Raw genomic sequence first — 22,508 nt, 5'->3', positions numbered from 1 at the left:
CTACGACAAGCTCTTGCAGAACTTCCGTGGCTTCGTGCTCATCGCCGCAATCATGCTATGGCTCAGATAACAAACAAATTGTCACCACAGCCTAGAGCAAGTCCCACTTATGCAAAGCGTCGCCAAAGGTGTGTGCACCTGCAGCATGGCACGAAGGTTGAGATGCAGAGCAGCCTGCAATAGGCTGATCCGCAACAAGGATTGAGAACAACGACGGGAGCGCGCCTTTGCCGCAGCTTCCCAGCGGGAGGGGAGCCCGAGGTTGCGCGAGCCGGTCAAGTACCTTTTCATATGGCCTGCCTTTCTCGTCGTGCTCCTGATCGGGCTGTTTCCGCTCATCTACTCGTTGACCGTGAGTTTTCAGTCCGTGCGGCTGGTGCCGCCGCGTCCGCCGCGTTTCATCGGCTTCGACAACTACGTGTCCCTGCTCGGCGAAGAGCGCTTCTGGCAGGTCGTCACCACAACCTCAGGCATCGTCTTCTCTTCGGTCCTGGTTCAGTACGTCATCGGCTTTGCCGTGGCTTTAGCCTTGTTCAGCCGGGTGCCGGGCGAACGCCTGTTCCGGGTCGTCTTCCTCTTTCCCATGCTTATGGCGCCGATTGCCGTGGCTCTGGTGGGGCGGATGCTGTTTCACTCCACCGTGGGCCCGGTGAACCACTTCTTCACCCTCCTGGGCTTCCCGAATCTGCCGTTTCTGACCGATGCCAACTGGGCCTTGGCGACCATCGTGACCGTGGAGGTCTGGCAGTGGACGCCCTTTGTTATCCTTCTGATGCTGGCCGGTCTGCAGAGTCTGCCACGCGATGTCTATGAGGCCGCGTCGCTGGAGAACGCCACGCCCTGGCAGCAGTTCTGGGGCATTACCTTCCCCATGCTGCTGCCGATCTCGGCGGCGGTGGTCTTTATCCGCATTATCGAAAGCTTCAAGATCATCGACACGGTTTTCGTGCTGACCGGCGGCGGGCCCGGCATTTCGACGGAAACCCTGACCCTCTATGCCTACCAGGAGGGCTTCAAGAAGTTCAATCTGGGCTACACCTCGGCGTTGTCTTTCCTCTTCCTGATCGTGGTGATTGTGATCGGCGTGGTCTACCTGGCGGTCCTGCGGCCCCATCTGGAGAAGCGGTCATGATGCGCCGTCCGCTCGTCTTCGGCCTCTGCCTGTTCTGGGCGCTGGTGACGCTGTTCCCGCTCTACTGGACGCTGGTCACCTCCCTAAAGCCGCCCACCGCGGTCAACGGCGGGCCGACCTATCTGCCCTTTATCGACTTCGTCCCGACGCTGCAGGCCTATCGGGACGCCTTTTCGGGCATTCGCGGCGACTTCATCGCGCCTTTCGTCAACTCCTCCCTGATCTCGATCACGGCAACGGCGCTGGCGGTGCTGTTCGGCACCATGGCGGCCTACGCCCTGGTGCGTTTCGAGTTCCGGGTCCGGCTGCTGTCCGGGCTGATCTTCGCCGCCGTGGCCATCGGCGGGTTTGTGCTCTTCAACGAAGCCCTGGGATACTCCCGGGCCGAGGCCATGGGGCTGGCGTTCGCGGTCTCGCTGCCTGCCTGCCTGCTGGCCAACCGCCTGCCGCTTCCGGGGCCGGTTCTTGGCAACAACGACGTGCTGTTCTGGTTCGTTTCGCAGCGCATGTTCCCGCCCATCGTCACGGCCTTTGCCCTGTTTCTTCTCTATTCGGAGATCGGGCGGGAGGGCTTTAAGCTGCTGGACAGCTTCCTCGGCATGGTGCTCTGCTACACGGCCTTCTCAATTCCCATTGTGGTCTGGCTGATGCGCGACTTCCTGGCCGCCCTGCCGGTTGAAATCGAGGAAGCTGCGCTGGTCGACGATGTCCCGCGGATCCGGATTTTCTTCGAGATCGTGCTGCCGATGGCGCGGCCGGGCCTGATCGCCACCTCGCTGATCACTCTGGCCTTCATCTGGAACGAGTTCCTCTTCGCCCTGCTGCTGACCACTTCGGAATGGCAGACCCTGCCGATTCTGCTGTCGGGCCAGAACTCCTACCGCGGCGACGAGTGGTGGGCGATTTCTGTGGCTGCGCTGTTCGGCATCGCGCCGATGATGGTGGTGGCCATGCTGCTTGCTAAGCTGATGCGCTCCGGCCTCACCCTGGGCGGCATTCGATGAGAGCAAGACAACAAGCAAGACGGACCGGCGCTGCAAGACGCCCAGCAAAGCGGATTGTGAAGAGGTGGCCGGCCACCAAAACCAAAGACAAGAGAGAAAGGGAGAAACGCCAATGAAAAAGCATCTCTTCGCCACGGCCAGCGGACTGGTCGTGGCCTTTGGAGTCTCGGGGGCAGCGCTCGCCTGCTCGCCGGACTTCTCCGGGGTTACCCTGAAGGTCGGCTCGCAGACCGGGCCCTTCATTGCCTCGGCAATGCAGGCGGCCGGCGAGAGCTGGGAAAAGCAGACCTGCGGCACCGTGGAAGTGGTGGAGTTCCCCTTCGGCGAACTCTATCCCAAGTACCTGACGGCGATGGTGGCGGGCGAAGCCGCCTTCGACGTGATCACCTTCGCGCCGGCCTGGACACCGGACTTCGCGCCCTACCTCTCCGAGATGCCGGAGAAGATCCGCACGACGGCGGAGTGGGAGGACATTGCCCCGGTTTACCGCGACCGCCTGATGGTGTGGAACGGCAAGCATCTGTCGCAGACCATCGACGGCGACCTGCACACGCTGTCCTACCGTCTCGACCTCTTCAACGACCCCGAGGAGCAGGCGGCCTTCAAGGCCAAGTACGGCTACGACCTCGCGGCGCCCGAGACCTGGGACCAGTACTACGACATCGCGGAGTTCTTCACCCGGCCGGAGGAGAACCTCTGGGGCACGGCCGAGGCCTTCCGCCGCGGCGGCCAGCAGTTCTGGTTCTTCTTCACCCATGCGGCGAGCTACACCAACAACCCGAACAATCCGGGCAGCATGTTCTTCGATCCGGAAACCATGGATGCCCAGGTCAACAACGAGGGCTGGGTGAAGGCGCTTGAGGACTACATCCGCTCGGTCGGCTACGCCCCGCCGGGCGCCCTGAACTACACCTCGGGCGATATCCGCACCGCCTTTGCCGGCGGTCAGGTGGCCATGAACTTCGATTGGGGCGACACCGGCACGATCTCGTCCGATCAGGCCCAGAGCCAGGTGGCGGGGTCCGTGGGCTCCGCGCTGACGCCGGGCTCGACGCAGATCTGGAACCACAAGACCAACGCCTGGGACACCTTCGACGAGCCGGTCCACTCGCCCTTCATGGCCTACGGTGGCTGGCAGGCGGCGGTGCCGCAGTCGGCGAAGAACCTCGATGCCTCCTGGCATTACGTCGAGTGGGCGTCCAACCCCGACAACTCGGGCCAGGCGGCGGTGACCGGCGGCTCCGGGGTCAACCCCTACCGCTTCTCGCACTTCACCAATCTGGACCGCTGGCTGAAGACCTTCTCGGAGGAGGAGGCCAAGATGTACCTCGCCGCTCAGCGCGGCAGCCTGGAGGCACCGAACATCGCGCTCGATATGCGTCTTCCGGGTTACTTCAGCTATACAGAGGAACTGGAGATTGAGCTGTCGAAGGCTCTGTCCGGGGAGGTCTCCCCGCAAGCGGCCTTGGACGCCATCGCGGAGAAGTGGAACGAGTTGACCGACGAGTTCGGCCGCGAGGACCAATTGGCGGCCTACCGGGCCTCCATGGGACTGCCGCCGCTCTGAGGCGCTGATGCTCTGATGCCGGGCACCGGGCTTTCATTCCCGGGGCCCGGCGCCTTCTTCTGACTGTTATGCTTTGGTGTTGAGGGGCCCCGTTTCTATGGCCGATGTGCGTTTACAGGGTGTCAGCAAGGCCTTTGACGAGGTGACCGTCATCCCGGCACTGGATCTGGAGATCGCGGACACGGAGTTCGTGGTCCTTGTCGGACCCTCGGGCTGCGGCAAGACCACCACCCTGCGCATGATCGCGGGGCTCGAGGCGGCCTCCGGCGGCACCATCACGATAGGCGCGCGGGACGTGACGGAACTGCGCCCGGGCCTGCGCAACTGCGCCATGGTGTTCCAGAACTATGCCCTCTATCCGCATATGACCGTTGCCGACAACATCGGCTACGGGATGAAGGTCAGGCGGATGCCGAAAGCCGAGATCGAGGCGCGGATCGCCGAAGCAGCGCGCATTCTGGGGCTGGAACCCTATCTCCAGCGGCGGCCCAAGCAGCTCTCCGGCGGCCAGCGCCAGCGTGTCGCCATCGGGCGGGCCATCGTGCGCCAGCCCGATGTCTTCCTCTTCGACGAGCCCTTGTCGAACCTGGATGCAAAGCTGCGTATCGAGATGCGCACGGAGATCAAGAGCCTGCACCGGCGTCTCAACAGCACCATGGTCTATGTGACTCACGATCAGGTCGAGGCCATGACCATGGCTGACCGCGTGGTGGTGATGAACGAGGGGCGGATCGAACAGGCCGCCGACCCCATCACGCTCTACGAGCGCCCGGCCAACACCTTTGTCGCCGCCTTCATCGGCGCGCCCTCGATGAATTTCGTCCCCGCCCAGGTGACCGCAAAGGGCGAGGGCCTGGCGCTGCGTCTGGAGGATGGCAGCGAACTGGCGATCCCGCCGGAGCGTTGGGAGCGGTACGGCCTCTACAAGGACCGGGCGGTGACCTTCGGCATCCGCCCCGAGCACAATGCGGGCGGCGACACAGGTGCTGCGGTGATCCGCATGACCGCCAGAACGATCGAGCCCTTGGGGCCTCACACCCTGATCATCGGCGAAGCCGCCGGCCGCGGCTACACCGCCCAGGTCGACTCCCACTTTCCGGCCGCGCCGGACGAGATGGTCCCGATTTCCCTCGATATGAGCAAGATGCACATCTTCGACCCGGAAACCGGCAGTTGCATATAGAGCGAAGCCCAGACCTATGCCCCTGGCCGGCCTTCAGCCGTAGGCCTTGGCCGCCTGCGGCGGCTTTTTCGGCAGCAGCCGCTGCGTCGGCAGCAGCACTGTAACCGTCGTTCCTATATCGGGCCGGCTTTCCAGTGTGAAGCTGCCGCCATGCTGCTCCGTCAGCGCCTTGATCAGGGGAAGGCCCAGGCCCGTGCCCTCGTACTTGCGATTGAGGCCGCCGTCGATCTGCCCGAACAGGGACATGGCCTTTGGAATGTCCTCTGCTGCGATGCCGATACCCTCGTCGCACACCTGGATCATATAGCCGCCGTCAGGCGCCGGGCAGGCCCGGGTCGTGACCTTGCTTCCCTTTGGACTGAACTTCACGGCATTTGTGAGCAGATTGACCAGGATCTGCTTCAGTTTGCGGGCGTCGGCGGAAAGCGGGGGCGAGTCCTGAGAAATTTCGAACTCCAGGGCCACGCCGCCTTCGGCGGCGCGCGGCTGCACCAGACGCTCAGCCGAAGCCGCAATCTCGAAAATGTCCACTTCCTCTTCGGCCAGTTCGTCGGCGGCACCCGACTCTATCTTGGAGAGGTCGAGAATGTCGTTGATCAGGCTGGTCAGGTGCTGGGCCGAATCGTGGATATCCGCGGCGTACTCTCGGTACTTGGCAATAACCGGCTCGGCGGACTGGTCTCTGATGACCTCTGAGAAACCGATGATCGCGTTCAAGGGGGTGCGAAGCTCGTGGCTCATGTTGGCCAGGAAGGCGGACTTCGCTTTGTTGGCTTCCTCGGCTTTGTCTCTCGCCTGTAGAATGGCCTGCTCGGCCTCGACCCGCTGTGTGATATCGGTGCCGATGCCGCGGTAGCCCATGAACGCGCCGCCCGCGTCAAAGATCGGCACGCCGTTGATGGCGATGGTGATGACGTCGCCGTCCGCCGTCCTCAGCTTGTAGGAGAACTCTCTGAAGGGGCGGTGGCTGTGCAGGTCCGCCAGATGCTGGGCCCATTTCTCGTTGTCGGTCTCCTCCATGGTGACCTGATGGCGTGTCCGGCCCAGTATCGTTGCCCCGTCGAAGCCCGTGATCTGTCTGTAGCGTTCGGAGACGTAGATGAACTTCAGCTCCGCATTGGTCTCCCAGTACCAGTCGGAGGCCGACTTCGCGAAGTCGCGGAAGCGCTGTTCGCTGCGAACCAGCGCCGTCTCCCATTTCAGGCGCTGGATCTCCCGGCCCAGGAGCGAGCCCAGAACACCCACGCCGACGACGTTCGCAATGGTGAGCTTCGGCCAGATGGTCATCAGCGCCGCCAGCTGCTTTTCCGGCGGCAGCAGCAGCACGACCGGGAGGGTCGCCACAGACGCCCCCGCGGCCAGCAGGGTCAGCCGCTTCACATCGGTCGCTGCCGTGGCCCGGCTGCGGATGAAGTAGTGGTAGGTCAGGCCGATGGCGCCCAAGGTGACGACATAGACGAGGCCGCTGGCCATTCCGGCACCGCCGATTGAAAGGCGGGTCAAGGCGACAATGGTGGTCGTGATCGCCGCCGCAAGCGGGCCGCCAACGACCCCTGCCAGAAGCAACGGGGCGCCTCTGCCGTCACCGAATATGCCCGGCTCCAGCTCGATCGGCACAAACATGAGACCTGCGGAGGTTACGCCGAAGAGCAAGCCGAGGCCGGCTTTCGCCGTCTTGGTCTGCCTGGTCTGAAGAGTAAAGGGGCTGCGCGCCAAAGCGGAGACGGACCAAGCCAGAAGTGCGAGCAGCCCGATGTTCGCGATGAAGGGCACGTAGCCACGCGCGATCGCTTCCCAGAATGTGTCCATCAGCGCTGCCAAGCCCGCCTTCTTGCCAATCCGGCAGCATACAAACACAATGGTTAACTGATTGTAATTGCGTGATCTCCCCTTCGAACTGAGCCTTATAAGGCATTGTTTTGGCGCGAAGACCGGAATGAATGGGGTTACACTCCAGGCACGGTTTTGTCGCATGAGAGGAAGACCACATGGCCATGACGAGTCCGACGAAGCGCAGGCTGGGCAAGACCGGCCTTCAGGTGACCGAGATCGGCTTCGGCACTGCGCCGCTGGGCAATCTCTATGAGAAGATCGATGACCGGGTCGCCACGGAAACCGTGGCTGCGGCCTGGGATGCGGGCCTGCATTTCATCGACACCGCGCCGTTTTATGGCTATGGCCTGGCCGAACACCGGGTCGGAGAATTCCTGCGCAATCAGCCGCGCGATGCCTTCGTGCTGTCGACCAAGATCGGCCGTCTGATCCGCCCTCACGATCCGGATGACGAATGGCCGGGGGTCTTCAAGGGGGCGCTGCCCTTCAAGCCGGTCTTCGACTACAGCTACGATGGGGTCATGCGCTCCTTCGAGGACTCTCTGCAGCGCCTCGGTCTGCACCGTATCGACGTGCTGCTGATCCATGATCTGGAGCCGGTTTCCATCGGCTCCGAGGCCGAGGCGGAGGCTCACCGCAGCGCCCTTTTGAGCGGTGCCAAGGGCGGCGGCTACGGTGCCCTGGACGAGTTGCGGCGCAACGGCGACATTGGCGGCATCGGTGCCGGGCTCAACTACTGGGAGGTGGCCGAGAGCCTGATCGGCGAGGGCGACTTCGACTGCTTTCTGCTCGCCGGGCGTTATACCCTGCTGGAGCAGGAGGCGCTGAACAGCTTTCTGCCGCTCTGCGTGGAGAAGGACATCGGGGTCTTCCTCGGCGGGCCCTACAACAGCGGCATCCTGGCCACCGGTGCAGTGCCGGGCGCCATGTACAACTACGAGCCGGCCGCGCCGGAGATCATCGACAGGGTGAACCGCATCGAAGCGGTCTGCCGCAGTCACGGCGTGCCGCTGGCCAGCGCCGCCCTGCGCTTCCCGCTGGGCCATCCCTCGGTGGCGGCCATCATTCCGGGCGCGCGGAGGCCCCAGGAGGTGGCGCGCAACCTGGCCACCTTCGATCAGCCGATTCCGGCCGCGTTGTGGAACGACTTGGTGGGCGAGGGGTTGCTGCGCCGCGATGCGCCGCTGCCGGCCTGACCGTAGGAAGTTGAGAGACCGCCATGATTGTCGACAGCCACGTCCACCTCTGGCAGATCGCCCGCGGGGATTACGACTGGATGATCGGTCCGGGAACCGAGGCCCTGGCGCCGATCCGGCGCGACTTTGCGGCGGGGGACCTGCGGCCCCTGCTTGCTGGCGCCGGGGTGGACCGGGTCGTGCTGGTCCAGGCTGCCGCGACGGTCGCCGAGAGTCGCTTCCTGCTGCAGCAGGCGGCAGCGATGCCGCAGGTGGCCGGCGTCGTCGGTTGGGTGGCGATGGACGAGGCTGCGGCGGAGGACAGTCTCGAAGACCTTGCTGCCGACCCGGCCTTCAAGGGCGTGCGGCCGATGATCCATGACATCGCGGACCCGGACTGGATGCTGGGCGACGCCTTGACCCCGGCTTTCGAGGTCCTGGTGCGTAAGGATCTGACCTTCGATTGCCTGGTGCGGCCGACCCATCTGCCAAACCTCTTGACGCTGCTCGGCCGCCACCCGGACCTGCGCGCGGTGATCTGCCACGGCGCAAAGCCGGAGATCGAGGCCGGGCACTTTACCGACTGGGCCGCGCAGATGGCCGCTGTGGCGCGGGATACGGCTGCCTTCTGCAAGTTGTCCGGCCTGATCACCGAGGCGGGGCCGGGCTGGACGCCGGCGGGGCTGCGTCCCTATGTCGAGCACCTGTTGGAGGTTTTCGGCCCCGAGCGCCTGATCTGGGGCAGCGACTGGCCCGTCTTGACGTTGACCGCCAGTTACGACGACTGGTGGACGGCAGCGCAGGGGCTTTTGGCGGATCTCAGCGAGGCCGACAAGGCTGCGGTCTTCGGCGGCAACGCGGTGCGGGCCTATCGCCTGTAGCGAGGATCTTCCATTGCTTTTCAAGGCCTTGTGGCTTCGCTACGATTGGGTTGTACAAGGTCCACGGATTCACTTGTCAGGAAGACCCAAATGGCTGCGCTTTTTGGACGACCGATCTTCTTTGTCGCGTTTGCGCTCAGTGTTGTCTGGGGCGTGCCCTTGGCGGAGGCGGCCTGCGCCGACCCGCCCCGGGCCGGCGTAGACTGGACGAAGTGCGAGAAACGCCGGCTGAACCTGACCGGCCAGGATCTCAGCAACGGCAGGTTCGGCTACACAGACTTCAGCCGCAGCGACCTCAAGAGCGTGCGCTTTGTGAAAGCCGATCTGAGCGAGGCGGAGTTCTCCAAGGCGCGGCTGGAGGGGGCCGACCTGAGTGAGGCACGCATGATCAAGACGAACGCCGACCGCGCCAATTTCCGCAAGGCGAGGCTGGTCGGCGTTGACATGACCAAGGCCGAGATGGCGCGCGCCGATTTCACGGGAGCGGACTTCTCCGGTGCGGTCATGGTCAAGGTCGAATTCGGACGCTCCATCCTCTCGGACGCGAACATGGAGGGGGCAGATCTCAGCCGCGCGGAGATCGCACGGGCGATCTTCAAGGGCGCGCGCCTTGCCGGCAGCAACTTTAGCGGGGCCTACACCTACCTTACCCGTTTTGAAGGGGCAGACCTTTCGGAGATCACGGGCCTGGAGCAACATCAGTTGGACGTTGCCTGCGGCGACGACGCGACGGTTCTGCCGGCCGGCCTCGTGCGCCCGTCAAACTGGCCCTGCTCGGACGACTGAGGGGCGGGTGGAAGCGATGCAGCGGGAGCGGGCATGGCGCTGCGGCAAGATGCTGGCGCTCTGCCTTCTGCTCTTCGGTTGCGCCCAGCCGCCCGACGCCTCTCAGGAACAACGCTCTTCGCAGGAAGCGGCAACGGGGCTCGCCGGCGATGCTGCGGCTGGTCTTGCGGTCCCGGTGCCGCGCTTCGCCGAGGAAACCCGGCAAAGCGGCCTGAACCACAGCTATCTGGGTGAGCGCAGGTATGTCGTCGGCGGTGGGCTGGCCCATCTCGACTGCGACGACAACGGCATGACCGACCTTTACCTTGCCGGAGGGGCCGCGCCGGCCAAGCTGCTGCGGAACCGCGGCACCCCAGGCGGCCCCTTGGCCTTTGAGGCGGTGGCGGAGTCACCGCTGGTACTGGACGCCGTCACCGGCGCCTACGCCCTGGATATCGACGGCGACGCTCACCAGGATCTGGCCGTGCTGCGGTTCGGCGAGAACATTCTCTTCCGTGGCCTCGGGGACTGCCGCTTCGAGCGCGCCAACGAGATCTGGGGCTTTGACGGCGGCAATGCCTGGTCCACCGCGCTTTCCGCAACTTGGGAAGAAGGGGCGGACTGGCCGAGCCTCGCCATCGGCAACTACATCGATCTGGAGCAGCCCGGCGCGCCCTGGGGCACCTGCTTCGACAACGCGTTGCACCGCCCCGCCGGTGACGATCGCGCCTTTGCCGCGCCGATCGCCCTGGCGCCGGGTCACTGTGCGCTCTCCGTCCTGTTCACGGACTGGGACGGCGACGGTGCCTCCGACCTCAGGGTCAGCAACGACCGGGAATACTACCGCGGCGGCGAAGAACAGCTCTGGCAGGTTCCGCCGGGCGGCCCGCCGCGGCTCTTTACCCGCGACGAAGGCTGGGCGAGGCTGGAGGTCTGGGGCATGGGTATTGCGAGCCATGATGTCACCGGCGACGGTCTGCCCGACTACTTCCTGACCTCCATGGCCGACAACAAGCTGCGCACGCTTGAACCGGCGGGCGCGGGTGCGGTGCAGAGACCGGCCTACCGCGATATCGCCTTTGCCCGGGGCGTGACCGCGCACCGGCCCTACCAGGGCGACCAAAGCAAGCCTTCGACCGCCTGGCATGCCGAGTTCCAGGACGTGAACAACGACACCCTGGCCGACCTCTTCGTCGCCAAGGGCAACATCGAGGCGATGGAGAACTTTGCCCTGGATGACCCCAACAACCTGCTGCTCGGCCTGCCCGACGGGCGTTTCGTCGAAGCCGGCGGTCTGGCAGGGCTGGATAGCGGTGCGCGCGGACGGGGCGCGGCGGTCGTGGACCTCAACGCCGATGGCCTGCTGGACGTGGTGGTGGTGAACCGCAAGCAACCGGCCCAGGTCTGGCGCAATCTCGGCCTGAGGGCAGATGCCGAGCAGGCAGGCGCGGAGGGCCACTGGCTGGGTCTGCGCCTGCGCCAGGACGGCGGCAACCGCGATGCGGTCGGCGCCTGGATCGAGCTGCGTTCCGCCGGACGTGTGCAGCGCCGGGAGGTCTTCGTCGGCGGGGGTCACGCCAGCGGCGGTCTCGGCTGGCATCATTTCGGATTGGGCGATGCCGAAGCCGCCGAGGTGCGGGTCCGCTGGCCGCACGGCGGGTGGGGGGCCTGGCTGCCGGTTTCCCCGGACCGCTTCGTCGCGGTGGTGCGCAACGACGCGGTGGGCGATCGCGTCACGGAAGTGCAGCAGGTGCGGCGCTGGATCGCAGAGCAATCAACCGCAATGAGGTGATTCCATCAAATCTGCATAACGGCTTTCCCGCTTCCTGAGGAAAACAGCTTATTGACAGAGCGGGTACGTACGTCAAATATGGGCTGAGAGAACAAGATTCGTTGGAACGAGCAGGCGCTGCGGGATGACCCTGCGGTGGACCAACAGGGAGGAACTCATGAAACGCGTGGTTCATGGACTGGCCGCCGGCGTGATGGCGGTGGGATTGATTGCTGCGGCCGCCGGTGTTGCGACGGCGCAGACCGTCGTCGGTGTCAGCTGGTCGAACTTCCAGGAAGAGCGCTGGAAAACCGATGAAGCGGCCATGAAGGCCGAGCTGGAGCGTCTGGGCGCGACCTATATCAGCGCCGACGCCCAATCCTCTAACGAGAAGCAGATCGCCGACATCGAGGGCCTGATCGCCCGTGGCGCCACGGCGCTCATCGTCCTGGCGCAGGATGCCTCGGCGGTTGTCCCGGGGATCAGCAAGGCCAGCGCCGAGGGAATTCCGGTGGTCGGTTACGACCGCCTGATCGAGGTTCCCGGCGTCTTCTATCTGACCTTCGACAACAAAGAGGTCGGCCGCATCCAGGCACGCGAAGTCTTCAAGGTTCAGCCCAAGGGCAACTACGTCTTCATCAAGGGCTCGTCCGCTGATCCCAACGCCGATTTCCTCCATTCCGGTCAGCTTGAGGTGCTGGATGCCGCCATCCAGTCCGGCGACATAAAGGTGGTCGGCGAGCAGTACACCGATGCCTGGCTGCCGGAGAACGCCCAGAAAAACATGGAGCAGATCCTGACCGCCAACGACAACAAGGTGGATGCAGTGGTCGCCTCCAACGACGGGACCGCCGGCGGCGTGGTTGCCGCCCTGACGGCGCAGGGGATGGAAGGCCTGCCGGTTTCGGGGCAGGACGGCGACCATGCAGCGCTCAACCGCGTCGCCAAGGGTCTGCAGACCGTGAGCGTCTGGAAGGATGCGCGCGAGCTTGGCAAGGCCGCAGCCGCCATCGCGGTCGAACTGGCAAAGGGGACGGCGGCCGATCAGGTGCCCGGCGCGACCAAGTGGAGCGACGGTCCCAGGGGTGTCACCATGGATGCCATCTTCCTGAGTCCGATCCCCATCACGTCTGAGAACCTCAACGTGGTGATCGACGCCGGCTGGGTCGGTAAGAACGTCGTCTGCCAGGGCGTGGACGCGTCCTCTGCGCCGGCCGCCTGCAAGTAGCGCGGTCTCACAGCAAAGCAAGGGCGGGCGGCCTCTCCAGGCGGAAATCGGGCGCCCGCCCAGCAAGGGAAGGGTCAGGGCCGCGCGCCGTTCAGCGATGGGCGGGCCGCGGCGCTGGCTGACTGGAAAATCGAATGGCTAGCGACGCTGACGTCAATGCGCCCCTGGGGACGGCTCCCCGGCTGTCGGCCATGGAGCAGTTCTCACGGCTTACCGGGCTCGACACCCGCCTTCTGGCAATGCTGGGGGCGCTCATCGCGATCTGGATCATCCTCAACCTGATGACGGGGGGGATCTTCCTGACGCCACGCAACCTCTACAACCTTGCGGTCCAAAGCTCGGTCGTCGGCGTCATGGCAACCGGCATGGTCCTGGTCATCGTCGCCCGCCACATCGATCTCTCCGTCGGTTCGGTGCTCGGCTTCCTTGGCATGTGCATCGCCTTCCTGCAGGTCGAGGTTTTCCCCTTGGGCGCAGCATGGAACTGGCCGCTGACTATCCTGCTCGGCGTCTTCCTGGGCGTTCTGGTCGGCATCTGGCAGGGATCCTGGGTCGCCTTCGGCGGCGTTCCGGCCTTCGTCGTCACCCTGGGCGGGCTGCTGATGTTCCGTGGCGCCGCCTTCATGATCACCGACGGTCGCACGGTGGCCCCGCTGGACCCGACCTATCAACTGCTCGGCGGCGGGATCGACGGCTCGATCGGCGCCACGGCGAGTTGGACCCTCGGCCTGATCGCCGTGGCGGCGGTGGCCTTCTTCAGCCTGAAGGCGCGGGCGAAGCGGGCGCGCTACGGCTTTCCGATGAAGCCGCTCTGGGCGGAGCTGGCCATGATCGCGGTCTGGTCGTTCCTGATCATCGGTTTCGTCCTTGTGATGAACGCCTACACCAAGCCGCGCAGCGATATTCCCCGCGGCATTCCGGTTCCCGTGCTGATCATGCTGACGGTGGTCATCGTGATGGCCTTCCTGTCGCGCTTCACCAAGTTCGGGCGCTACGTCTTTGCCATGGGCGGCAATCCGGAGGCGGCGGCCCTGTCCGGCATCAACGTGAAGCGTACGACCGTGATGATCTTCGTGGTCATGGGTGTCCTCTGTGCCGTCGCCGCTGTCATCACCACGGCGCGTCTCAATGCCGGGACCAATTCGATGGGAACCCTGGCAGAGTTGAACGTGATCGCCGCCGCGGTCATCGGCGGCACCTCGCTGGCCGGCGGCATCGGCACAATCCCGGGGGCGATCCTGGGGGCCGTGATCATGCAGAGCCTGGACAACGGTATGGTTCTGCTCGGTGTGTCCAGCGCCGTCCGCCAGATTGTCATCGGCCTGGTTCTGGTCGCCGCCGTCTGGTTCGACGTCGTCTACAACCGCGGCCGGCGGTAGGAGGGGAGAGCCATGACCACACCTCTCGTGGAGATGCGCAACATCTCGAAGCGCTTCGGCGGCGTTCAGGCGGTCGACGAGGTCTCGGTCGATCTCTACCCCGGCGAGGTCGTCGGTCTGCTCGGCCACAACGGTGCCGGCAAGTCGACCCTGATCAAGACGCTTGCGGGGGCCTATCCTTGCGATGGGGGCGAAATCTACGTGAATGGCGAGCGCGCTGTCATCGAAACGCCGCGCGACGCGCGTAAGTTCGGCATCGAGACCATCTATCAGACTCTGGCGCTGGCCGACAATCTGGATGCGCCCGCCAATCTCTTCCTCGGCCGCGAGCTGATGACCGCCTTCGGCACCCTGGACGACGACGCCATGGAACACCAGGCGCGTGCGGTGCTGCACCGCCTCAATCCCAACTTCACCAACATCAAGGATCCGGTGAAGAACATGTCGGGCGGGCAGCGCCAATCGGTCGCCATCGCCCGGGCCATCCTCTTCAACGCCAAGATCCTGATCATGGACGAGCCGACCGCGGCGCTGGGGCCGCAGGAGACCGCCATGGTCGCCGACCTGATCCAGCAGTTGAAGAAGGACGGCATCGGCATCTTTCTCATCAGCCACGACCTGCACGACGTCTTCGATCTCTCGGACCGCGTTTCGGTGATGAAGAACGGCCGCCTGGTCGGCACGCGCAAGACCTCCAGCGTCACCAAGGACGAGGTCCTCGGCATGATCATCCTGGGCAAGTTGCCGGGTGAGGAGACGCCGGAGGACATGGCCGCCCGTCACTGACCGCTCCGCTGCGCCGTACGCCGGCCGGCCACAGACGAAGCCTGCCCAATTCCAGAGGTACCCTTCGAGATGACAGGAACTGCGATCTATCCCAGCCTGAAGGACCGTGTCGTTTTCGTCACCGGTGGCGGCAGCGGCATCGGTGCGGCGATTGTCGAGCACTTCTGCCAGCAGGGCGCGAAGGTCGGCTTTGTCGATATCGATGCGGACTGCGCGGGGGAACTGGTGAGCCGGATGGAGGCGGCAGGCCACCACAAGCCGCTCTTCGTGGCCTGCGATCTCAGGGATATCGAGGCGCTGCGTGCCGCAATCGGCCAGATCCGGACGGCGCTCGGCCCCATCACGGTGTTGATCAACAACGCGGCCAACGATCAGCGCCACGACATCGACGAGGTCACTCCGGAATTCTGGGATGACCGGATCGCCGTCAATCTGAAGCATCAGTTCTTTGCCGCACAGGCGGTCTACCCGGACATGGAAGCCGCCGGCGGCGGGGCTATCGTCAATGTCGGCTCGGTATCCTGGATGATCGGGCAGGGCGGGATGCCCTGCTACACAACCGCCAAGTCGGCAGTGGCGGGCCTGACGCGGGCCTTGGCCCGGGACCTCGGACCCAAGAACATCCGCGTCAACTGCGTGGTGCCCGGCTGGATCATGACGCAGCGCCAGATCGATCTCTGGCTGACGCCGGAAGCGGAGGAGGATCTGATGAAGAGCCAGTGCCTGAAGCGCAAGCTCTATCCGGAAGACATCGCCAAGGCGATCCTGTTCTTTGCTTCCGACGATGCCGGCGCCTTTACCAACCAGAGCTATGTCGCAGACGGCGGCTGGGTTTGACAGGCGCTTTTGACGGAAGGGTGCAGAGGCGTGCGGGTGGTTGCCGGCGCAGGCGCCGCTCTGCTACGCACGGCAACCACCCCGCCTGAAGGCGAGGGGGCGGGCCCCCGCCTCAGCTCTCCAGCGCGTCAGTTCGCGCTGCTGTTCGAATTCGGAAGCGCTGCCTGACGCTCCTTGTATTCGGCGATCTTCGCTTTCAACACGCGGTACTCCTCGCAGCCGAAGAAGCAGAGCGAGTCCAGCTTGCTGAGCTGCGCCTCGGCCTTCTCGATCTCACCGGTGGTCAGATAGAGCTCGCCCAGGTACTCGTGGGCACCGCGGTGACTGGGATCGAGGGAAAGGGCGCGCTGGTAGTGGGTCAGCGCCACGTCGTAGTTGCCGAGCTTGCGGTTCGTGTAGCCCAGGTAGTTGAAGATGTCGGCGTTCTTGGGCTGCCGCTCGGCGGCCTTGGTCAGGTGGGCGATGGCCCTTTCGTAGTCGCCCGCCTCGATGTGTTTTTCCGCCTGGACATAGTCCTTATCCGCGGCGGTCGTCGTTTCGTTGCTGCTCCAGCCCGCGGCAAGCGCTGGGGCGGCGGGCGCGGCCAGGGCCGTCACCACCGCAGCGGCAGCGAAGAGCCGAAAGACCATGGTGCGGGTGGGGCTTTGGTTGCGCCGGGCGCTTGCGTTCATCGTCAGATCCTTTCTTCTGTGGATGGCGCCGTCGCTTGATCCGGCGGCTGTGCTTTGTCCCTACCTACGGGCCGGGCCCGGAAAGGGTTTCAACCTCGCCGCCGATAGTGCGGGAGGTGCCGCCCGGCGCCTTGGCGGATGCCCTGGCCAGGGATAGTCCAGGAACGAAGAATCGATAGGGCCAAGGGCCAAAAAACCCCGGAATCCTGTTATCTTGCGGTGGCTTCTGGGCTAGAAGCGAAGAGCGACAGAAAGAGGCTGCGGTCCGCTACACCGTGGCCGACGCCGTACTTTTGTCCGATTCCGATGAGCGAAACCCCGCCGGTTTCCGCGGCGGTCCCCACAGCGGCGCGGCAGTTCGCAAAGGCGATAGCTCGCAAAGACGAGAAGGATTGATGGTCAGCAGCCCATTCGATACCCCGAAGGAGCACGTCGAGACCTCGCCCTCCGTCGCCGATGAAGTCAAGCAGACCACCTGTTACATGTGCGCCTGCCGCTGCGGCATCAACGTCTACCTGAAAGACGGCAAGGTCCGCTATCTGGAAGGCAACCCCGACCACCCGGTGAACAAGGGCGTGCTCTGCGCCAAGGGTTCCGCCGGCATCATGCAGCACAACTCGCCGGCGCGGCTCAGCAAACCGCTGCTGCGCGTGGGTGAGCGCGGCAGCGGCGAATTCAAGGAGATCGAGTGGGAAGAGGCGCTGGGCCTGGCGGTCGACTGGCTGGGCACGGTGCGCCGGCGCGATCCGAAGAAGCTCGCCTTCTTCACCGGGCGCGACCAGAGCCAGTCGCTGACCGGCTGGTGGGCGGCTCAGTTCGGTACGCCCAACTTCGCCGCCCATGGCGGGTTCTGTTCGGTCAACATGGCTGCGGCCGGGCTCTATACCATCGGCGGGTCCTTCTGGGAGTTCGGCGAGCCGGACTGGGAACACACCCGCTACTTCATGCTGTTCGGCGTTGCCGAGGATCATGATTCCAACCCGATCAAGGCGGGGCTCGGCCGGCTGAAAACCCTGGGCCAGGCGAAGTTCGTCTCGATCAATCCGGTGAAGACCGGCTACTCGGCGATCGCCGACGAGTGGATCGGCCTCAGGCCCGGCACCGATGGCCTCTTCGTCATGGCGCTGATCCACGAGTTGCTGAAGGCGGAGAAGATCGATTGGGACTTTCTCGGCCGCTACACCAATGCGACCTGGCTGGTTGTAGACAACCCCGGCGGTGCGGATGACGGGCTGTTCGCCCGCAATGCGGAGGGCGCGGCGCTCTGCTGGGACACGGCGCGCAGCGCGGCAGTGCCGGCCAGCGATGTTTCGGCCAAGGCCGCGGTCGTGGGCCGCTACACGCTGCCTGACGGGCGGACGGCTGTGCCGTCCTTCGAGCTGCTGGCGAAGCGCTATCTCGATGCGTCCTACGCACCGGAGGCGGTGGCCGAACGGGTCGGCATTCCCGCGGAGACCATAAAGCGGATCGCCGCCGAGCTGGCCGAGGCGGCCTTCGAGAAAGAGGTGGTGCTGGACATCCCCTGGACCGATTGGGCCGGGCGCCGCCATGACCGCATGATCGGGCGGCCGGTCTCCATGCATGCCATGCGCGGGATCTCGGCCCACTCCAACGGTTTTCACACCTGCCGGGCCATCCACCTTCTGCAGGTGCTCCTGGGCTCCATCGATTGCCCCGGCGGCTTCGGCTACAAGGCCCCGTTTCCCAAACTGATTCCGCCGAGCCCGCTGCCGGCGGGCAAGTCGGTGGCGCCGGAGCGGCCGATTTCCGGCATGCCGCTCGGCTTTCCGCTCGGCCCTGACGACCTGCTGGTGGACGATGCGGGGGAGCCTCTGCGCATCGACAAGGCCTATAGCTGGCAGTATCCGCTGGCCGCCCACGGCCTGATGCATATGGTCATCCACAATGCCTGGGCCGGCGATCCCTATCCGGTCGATGTCCTGATGATGTACATGGCGAACATGGGGTGGAACTCCTCCATGAACGTCACCGGCACGCTCGACTATCTGACCGACAAGGACCCTGAGACCGGCGATTACAAGATTCCGCGCATCATCTACTCCGACGCCTACTATTCGGAGATGGTGCCCTACGCCGACCTGATCCTGCCGGACACGACCTATCTGGAGCGCTGGGACTGCATCTCGCTGCTCGACCGGCCGATCAGTTCGGCCCACGGTCCCGGAGACGCTATCCGCCAGCCGGTCTGCAAACCGGACCGGGATGTCCGCCCTTTCCAGGACGTGCTGATCGATCTCGGCGGACGGCTCGGGCTGCCCGGCCTGACGGAGGAGGACGGCAGCCCCAAGTACCCCGGCGGCTATCCTGACTACATCGTCAACCACGAGCGCTCGCCCGGCATCGGCCCGCTGGCCGGCTGGCGCGGCGCGGGCGGCGAGCAGAACGGGGTCGGCGCGCCCAATCCGGACCAGTTGCAGCGCTACATCGAGAACGGCTGCTTCTGGACCCACCGCCTGGCCCCGACGCAGCTCTACTTCAAGCACTCCAACCGCAACTACATCACCTATGCCAAGCAGATGGGCTGGCTGCCGACGGAAGAGCCCATCACCATGCAGCTCTACAGCGAGATCCTGCAGAAGTTCCGCCTGGCGGCGCGCGGCCACGGCAAGGTGCAGCCGCCGGAAAGCGAGCGGGCGCGCGTGGAGGCATTCTTCGATCCGCTGCCCTTTTGGTACGCGCCTTTCGAGGAAGCGGCTGTTGAGGGCGAGGGCTATGAGCTTCACGCCATCACCCAGCGCCCTATGCACATGTACCACTCCTGGGGTTCCCAGAATGCCTGGCTCCGGCAGATCACGGCGCGCAACCGGCTGTTCGTGCACCCCAAGACCGCCGAGCGCCACGGCATTGCCAACGACGACTGGGTCTGGGTGATCAGTCACCACGGGCGGGTCAAAGGCCAGGTGCAGCTCATGCACGGGGTCAATCCCGAGACCGTTTGGACCTGGAACGCCATCGGTAAGCGCCGCGGCGCCTGGGCCTTGGATGCGGACGCGCCGGAGAGCAAGCGCGGCTTCCTTCTGAACCACATCATCTCCGAGCTGCTGCCGGCGCGCGAGGGCGGCCACCGCTACTCCAACTCGGACCCCGTCACCGGCCAGGCGGCGTGGTACGATCTGCGTGTCCGGCTGGAGCGCTGCGCGCCCGATGAGGCCGAGGTGACCGATCCCTTTCTGGAGCCGGTCCAGGCCCCGGCACCGACCGGGGCGAGGCCGGCGGTGTTGCGCTACGGCGCAGATTTCAATGAAGCTTCGCCGGGGACACCCGGCCCCGCGGCACCGCGCCTCGAGCACGTGGAGTGGCTGGGCAACCGTCACGAGATCGCCCGCACCGTCGCCGGCGTGGCGGACGGCCACGGCAATCAGAAGCACGGGCAGGACCCTGCCGAGCCGGACGCGGATCCCGCCAGCCAAGTAAAGGTCGCAGAATGACCTCGCTACCCCGCAACCCGGGCCCGACGAAGCTGGGCCTCGTCATCGATCTGGACATCTGCGTCGGCTGCCATGCCTGTGCGGTGAACTGCAAGGAATGGAACACCGGCGGTCACTCGGCGCCGCTGACCGATCACGACCCCTACGGCGCCGATCCCAGCGGCGTGTGGTTCAACCGCATCCACAGCTTCGAGGTGGTCGATGACGACGGCGACAGCCGCACGGTTCACTTCCCGAAATCCTGTCTGCATTGCGACGATGCCCCCTGCGTGACGGTCTGTCCGACCGGCGCTTCCTACAAGCGCGAGGAGGACGGTATCGTTCTGGTCAATGCGGAGGCCTGCATCGGCTGCAAGCTTTGCTCCTGGGCCTGTCCCTACGGCGCGCGGGAGTACGACGAGGATGCGGGCGTCATGAAGAAATGCACCCTCTGCGTCGACAAGATCTACAACGAGAACCTGCCGGAGCGCAGCCGGGTGCCGGCCTGTGTTTCCACCTGTCCCGCCGGGGCGCGGCACTTCGGCGACCTGGGCGATCCGGATTCAGAGGTCTCGCTCCTGGTGGCGGCCCGGGACGGCTATGCCCTGATGCCGGAGCAGGGCTGCGCGCCGGTGAACCGCTACCTGCCGCCGCGCCCCAAGGCGGTTGCCGCGGAGTCATCGGGTGTTTCCGCGCTGGCGCCGGTTGCCGCCGAGGCTGGCTCGGCCGGGATGTTGGCGCGCTGGGTGGACCGGATGCTGAGCCGATGAGCGGCGCTGCGAAGAGCGAGACTCGGACCACGGCGACCCGGACGACAGTGATTTGAGGAGAGGTCCGGCGTGCATCCGGCAAAGTCTGTCATTCTTTTCACCACAGCTTCCGGTGCCGGTTACGGCCTGATCGCGTGGCTGGGCGTCCTCGCCATCCTGGGCCTGGTGCCGGCCGACCGCGGTCTCGGCCTGATCGCTTTCGGGCTTGGCTTCGGCCTGGTGGTCCTCGGGCTGGTGTCGTCGACTTTTCATCTCGGCCATCCTGAGCGGGCCTGGCGGGCGCTCAGCCAGTGGCGATCGTCGTGGCTGTCGCGCGAAGGAGTGGCGGCGGTCTTTACCTTTCTGCCGTCCGGCCTCTTTGCCCTTGGCTGGGTCGTCCTGGGCCGCAATGACGGCGCCTTTGCCGTCCTCGGCCTGATCGCCAGCCTGAGCTGCGTGGCCACCGTTGCCTGCACGGCCATGATCTATGCTTCGCTCAAGACCATCCGGGCCTGGCACTCGCCCTGGACCCTGCCGGCCTACCTGGTCATGGCCGCGCTCTCGGGCGGCCTTCTGCTGCTGGTCCTGCTCGGCCTCTGGGGACAGCCTCTGGCGGGGCCCTTCGGGGCTATCGTCCTGGCGCTCTTTGCGGCAACCCTGGCGGTGAAGCTGCTGTACTGGCGTTCCCTGGCGGACATGGATGACGCCAGCACAGCGGAGTCGGCAACGGGGCTTGGAGACTTCGGCAAGGTGAGCCTCCTGGAGGCGCCACACAGCGAGAGCAACTATCTGATGCAGGAGATGGGCTTCCAGGTCGCCCGACGGCACGCCGAGCGCCTGCGGCGCTTCGTGCTCTTCGGCGGGCTTGCGGCCCCCTTTGTGCTGGTGCTGGCCGGTCTCGCACTGCCTGGCGCAGGGGCTGTGGTGGCGGCGGTGCTGGCGGCTCTGCTGCTGGGGGCAGGCCTGGCGGTGGAGCGCTGGCTTTTCTTCGCCGAAGCCAAGCACGTGGTCACACTTTATTACGGCGAGAGCCGCGCCTAGGCAGGGGAGGAGCCTGGGGTCGGGGGACGAGGTACGCGGGCGGCGCCTTCCGCTGCCATTTCGAAAACGATTTCGTTGCGATGCACCATCGACGGAATATAAGCTGATCCATCTTGGGCCGGTCCCAGGAAAGGGGCCTCTAGAAAGCCGATTTGATGAATATTTATCTGCCCATCGCAGAGATTTCTGTGAATGTCTTTTTGCTGTTGGGCATGGGCGGGGCAGTCGGCTTTCTTTCCGGGCTCTTCGGGGTCGGCGGCGGCTTTCTGATGACGCCGCTGCTCATTTTCATCGGTGTGCCCCCGGCCGTGGCCGTGGCCACCGAGGCCAACCAGATCATGGCTGCCTCGGTTTCCGGCGTGTTGGCACACTGGCGGCGGGGCAACGTGGACTTCCGCATGGGGGGCGTGCTGCTGTTCGGCGGCACCCTCGGGTCGATCTCCGGCGTCTGGCTGTTCACCCTGCTGCGCGGTCTGGGCCAGTTGGACCTGGTGATCTCGCTCTGCTACGTGGTCCTGCTGGGCGTCGTGGGAACCCTGATGTTCGTCGAGAGCAGCCGCGCCCTCTTTCGCCGGCGCCGCCAGATCGACGTGCGCCGCAAGCTGCACCAGCACCACTGGATGCACGGCCTGCCGCTGAAGATGCGCTTCCGCAAGTCGAAGCTCTACATCTCGGCGCTGCTGCCGATCCTCATCGGCTTCGTGGTCGGCATCCTGGCCGCCATCATGGGCGTCGGCGGCGGCTTCATCATGGTGCCGGCGATGATCTACCTGCTGGGTATGCCGACCTCCGTGGTCGTCGGAACGTCGCTCTTTCAGATCATCTTCGTGACCGGCACCGTCACCTTCCTGCAGGCGACCGAGAACCAGACCGTGGATGCCATCCTGGCGCTGATCCTGCTGACCGGCGGTGTTATCGGCGCACAGATCGGTACCCGTGTCGGCACCCGGCTGCGGGGCGAACAGCTGCGCATCCTGCTGGCGGTCCTGGTGCTGGCCGTCTGCGGAAAGCTCGCTTACGATCTGGTGGTGACGCCGAGCGATATCTTCATTCTCGGCGCGCCGGGCGAGCTTTGACG

At 65.2% G+C, this 22,508-nt stretch carries 18 protein-coding genes; 16 read left to right on the top strand and 2 right to left on the bottom strand.

Translation table 11 applies throughout. The features are described from left to right. Positions 1-262: 262 nt before the first annotated feature. The 4 genes from Q0982_RS11190 (at position 263) to Q0982_RS11175 (ending at position 4,886) form a co-directional block, all read left to right on the top strand. Positions 263-1,132, top strand: a complete 870-nt coding sequence (locus Q0982_RS11190; protein ID WP_299395418.1) for a carbohydrate ABC transporter permease — start codon at positions 263-265, stop codon at positions 1,130-1,132. Then, positions 1,129-2,136: a carbohydrate ABC transporter permease gene (locus Q0982_RS11185; RefSeq protein ID WP_299395416.1), complete on the top strand. Its 1,008-nt coding sequence runs from the start codon at positions 1,129-1,131 to the stop codon at positions 2,134-2,136. Before Q0982_RS11190 ends, Q0982_RS11185 begins: the two co-directional genes overlap by 4 nt. 112 nt (positions 2,137-2,248) lie before the next feature. Next, positions 2,249-3,703, top strand: a complete 1,455-nt coding sequence (locus tag Q0982_RS11180; RefSeq protein WP_299395414.1) for an extracellular solute-binding protein — start codon at positions 2,249-2,251, stop codon at positions 3,701-3,703. A 97-nt stretch (positions 3,704-3,800) separates the two neighbouring features. Then, the gene (locus Q0982_RS11175; protein ID WP_299395412.1) at positions 3,801-4,886 is read left to right on the top strand and encodes an ABC transporter ATP-binding protein; all 1,086 of its coding nucleotides are present in this window, start codon (positions 3,801-3,803) and stop codon (positions 4,884-4,886) included. Between the two features lie 33 nt (positions 4,887-4,919). Here Q0982_RS11175 and Q0982_RS11170 read toward each other — a convergent pair whose 3' ends face one another. Next, positions 4,920-6,695: an ATP-binding protein gene (locus Q0982_RS11170; protein WP_299395411.1), complete on the bottom strand. Its 1,776-nt coding sequence runs from the start codon at positions 6,693-6,695 to the stop codon at positions 4,920-4,922. Between the two features lie 185 nt (positions 6,696-6,880). Between Q0982_RS11170 and Q0982_RS11165 the strand changes: the two genes are divergently transcribed. The 8 genes from Q0982_RS11165 to Q0982_RS11130 all read left to right on the top strand — a co-directional run bounded on the left by Q0982_RS11165 (position 6,881) and on the right by Q0982_RS11130 (position 15,541). Next, a complete protein-coding gene (locus Q0982_RS11165) occupies positions 6,881-7,915 on the top strand; it encodes an aldo/keto reductase (RefSeq protein WP_299395408.1) in 1,035 nt (344 codons plus the stop codon). A gap of 23 nt (positions 7,916-7,938) precedes the next feature. Continuing rightward, entirely contained in the window at positions 7,939-8,775 is an 837-nt protein-coding gene (locus Q0982_RS11160) for an amidohydrolase (protein WP_299395406.1), read from the top strand. A 90-nt stretch (positions 8,776-8,865) separates the two neighbouring features. Next, a complete protein-coding gene (locus Q0982_RS11155; RefSeq protein WP_299395404.1) occupies positions 8,866-9,561 on the top strand; it encodes a pentapeptide repeat-containing protein in 696 nt (231 codons plus the stop codon). A gap of 16 nt (positions 9,562-9,577) precedes the next feature. Continuing rightward, positions 9,578-11,332: an FG-GAP-like repeat-containing protein gene (locus Q0982_RS11150; protein WP_299395402.1), complete on the top strand. Its 1,755-nt coding sequence runs from the start codon at positions 9,578-9,580 to the stop codon at positions 11,330-11,332. Between the two features lie 157 nt (positions 11,333-11,489). Further along, entirely contained in the window at positions 11,490-12,539 is a 1,050-nt protein-coding gene (gene xylF, locus Q0982_RS11145; protein WP_322097007.1) for a D-xylose ABC transporter substrate-binding protein, read from the top strand. A 134-nt stretch (positions 12,540-12,673) separates the two neighbouring features. Continuing rightward, on the top strand, positions 12,674-13,918 hold the full coding sequence (locus Q0982_RS11140) for a sugar ABC transporter permease (RefSeq protein WP_299395400.1): 1,245 nt from the start codon (positions 12,674-12,676) through the stop codon (positions 13,916-13,918). A gap of 12 nt (positions 13,919-13,930) precedes the next feature. Continuing rightward, positions 13,931-14,704 carry an ATP-binding cassette domain-containing protein gene (locus Q0982_RS11135; RefSeq protein ID WP_299395397.1) on the top strand — a complete coding sequence of 258 codons (774 nt, stop codon included), beginning with the start codon at positions 13,931-13,933 and terminating at the stop codon, positions 14,702-14,704. Positions 14,705-14,773: 69 nt separating this feature from the next. Continuing rightward, positions 14,774-15,541: an SDR family NAD(P)-dependent oxidoreductase gene (locus Q0982_RS11130; RefSeq protein WP_299395396.1), complete on the top strand. Its 768-nt coding sequence runs from the start codon at positions 14,774-14,776 to the stop codon at positions 15,539-15,541. A gap of 128 nt (positions 15,542-15,669) precedes the next feature. Here the strand turns inward: Q0982_RS11130 and Q0982_RS11125 are convergent, their stop codons facing one another. Then, positions 15,670-16,212: a lipopolysaccharide assembly protein LapB gene (locus Q0982_RS11125; RefSeq protein WP_299395394.1), complete on the bottom strand. Its 543-nt coding sequence runs from the start codon at positions 16,210-16,212 to the stop codon at positions 15,670-15,672. A 395-nt stretch (positions 16,213-16,607) separates the two neighbouring features. On the opposite strand from Q0982_RS11125, the gene Q0982_RS11120 reads away from it, so the two are divergent. The 4 genes from Q0982_RS11120 (at position 16,608) to Q0982_RS11105 (ending at position 22,506) form a co-directional block, all read left to right on the top strand. Then, on the top strand, positions 16,608-19,661 hold the full coding sequence (locus Q0982_RS11120) for a molybdopterin oxidoreductase family protein (RefSeq protein WP_299395392.1): 3,054 nt from the start codon (positions 16,608-16,610) through the stop codon (positions 19,659-19,661). Next, entirely contained in the window at positions 19,658-20,410 is a 753-nt protein-coding gene (locus Q0982_RS11115) for a 4Fe-4S dicluster domain-containing protein (protein WP_299395389.1), read from the top strand. The genes Q0982_RS11120 and Q0982_RS11115 overlap by 4 nt, the downstream gene beginning before the upstream one ends. 69 nt (positions 20,411-20,479) lie before the next feature. Next, a complete protein-coding gene (locus tag Q0982_RS11110) occupies positions 20,480-21,430 on the top strand; it encodes a DmsC/YnfH family molybdoenzyme membrane anchor subunit (RefSeq protein ID WP_299395388.1) in 951 nt (316 codons plus the stop codon). 155 nt (positions 21,431-21,585) lie between these two features. Then, positions 21,586-22,506: a sulfite exporter TauE/SafE family protein gene (locus Q0982_RS11105; protein WP_299395386.1), complete on the top strand. Its 921-nt coding sequence runs from the start codon at positions 21,586-21,588 to the stop codon at positions 22,504-22,506. Positions 22,507-22,508: the final 2 nt, after the last annotated feature.

The organism is Pelagibius sp. (assembly GCF_028281305.1).
Lineage (GTDB): Bacteria > Pseudomonadota > Alphaproteobacteria > Kiloniellales > Kiloniellaceae > Pelagibius.
This window is presented reverse-complemented; position numbering and strand designations above follow the sequence as displayed.